The 1520-nt window shown below is 64.3% G+C and carries 1 protein-coding gene; it reads right to left on the bottom strand.

The annotated features are described in order from the left end of the window. Positions 1-135: 135 nt before the first annotated feature. Complete coding sequence (locus QHF83_RS53255) at positions 136-1389, bottom strand: IS701 family transposase (RefSeq protein WP_282425871.1); 1254 nt, start codon at positions 1387-1389, stop codon at positions 136-138. Positions 1390-1520 lie beyond the last annotated feature (131 nt).

Below are 1520 nucleotides of genomic sequence, written 5' to 3'. Positions count from 1 at the left end.
CTAGCACTACTCTGCCACATCCACCCACACGTTCATATCGGCACGAGCGCCCGCACCGTCGCTCCGCACCGCGCGCATCTTTGGGGCGCAGCGAGCCTTTGAATCAGTCGCCGCCGGATTTCCGGTAGCGACGGTTCAGGCGGCGGTCCGCTGCGCCCGGTCGTTTTTTTCGGTGTTACGCAGGTGCTGAAGGAAGGCGAAGGCCATCATCGTGAGGAGCGCGTGATGGTGCAGCGCGTGCCAGGAGCGGCACTCGACGTGATCGAGTCCGAGCTCCTCTTTCATCTGCTGATGCGCCTGCTCGCAAACCCACCGCGCTTTGACCACCGAGGCGAGCGTTCCGAGGTCGGTGTCGGGAGGGTAGTTCGAGAGGTAATACTTTCGCTCGCCGCTCGCGCGCTTTTCGCAGATGAGCCAGACCTCTTCGCCAGGCCCGTGGTTGTGTCCGATGACCTTCGGTCCGTCAGCCACACGTACGCGGATTGCCGCGAAGGACGCGGTAAGAGGGCCCTTCGTGCCGTCACGCCAGCTCACTTTCTCGAAGCCGCTATTCGCTCGCGTGGAGAACACCTCGTGTGCCTTCTTCGGCGCGGCCGATACCTTCCCGCGCTTCGGCGGACGACCGCTTGGTCGAGTCCTCTCCGGCGCAGACACTCGTACGGACTTCGGATAGACGAGCTGGTTCGAGTTCACGCCGACCGCCCACTTGAGCTTCAATTCTGAAAGCCCACGCCGGAACGCGGCGCACGCGCCGTACCCCGCGTCCGCCAGGACATCACCGAACTCGACGCCGCTCTGCATGATGCGCTCGACCTCGTCGAGCGCGATCTGCCATTTCGGCCGGAACACCACGTCTTCGGGCACCTTCGCGCTGCGCCGTCGCGCAGGATCGTGCGCCCACTCTTTCGGCAGGTAAAGCCGGAGCGCCACGGGAACGGGCACCTCGTCACGCGCGAGCGTGATTGAAACGAGAGCCTGACAATTGGCGTTCTTGCCGAGCTGCCCGCAGTACTGATGCGCGACGCCAACCGAGTGAGTTCCCTTCTTCGGGATCGCCGTGTCGTCGATGACGAGGTGGGCATCCTTGCCGCCAACGAGCGCCCCCGCCTTTTCAAGGAGCACGCGCTCGTGCCCGGCCGTGTCCCAGCGAGAGGTCGAGACAAAGTGGTGAAGCTGCTGCGTCTCGCCCGGGCAAACCCGCGCGGCCATCGGCTCGATGCTCTTGCGGTCGCCAGGCCCGAGGAGCCCACGCATATAGATCGGCGCCCACTTCTGCTGAGACGGGTAGCCGAACTCGTGCAAGAAGGGCGCAAGCCAGCGCTCGAACTCGCGCTCCCAGTGCTCCTCGGCCAGTTCGTCACTTTTGAACGTGGGTTTGACGGCGGTCACGCGGACAAACCAGCGCAAGGCGAACCGCTGGGCCAAATTTTTCGCGATGGCAGACAGCCGATGCCGGCAGATCCAGCTCGTCACGCGTCAGGTGGCGGGTATGAGCGGTCAGGATGGCAGAGTAGTGCTAG

Origin of the sequence: Polyangium sp. 15x6, assembly GCF_029960785.1 — a bacterium.
Taxonomy (GTDB): domain Bacteria; phylum Myxococcota_A; class Polyangia; order Polyangiales; family Polyangiaceae; genus Polyangium.
This window is presented reverse-complemented; position numbering and strand designations above follow the sequence as displayed.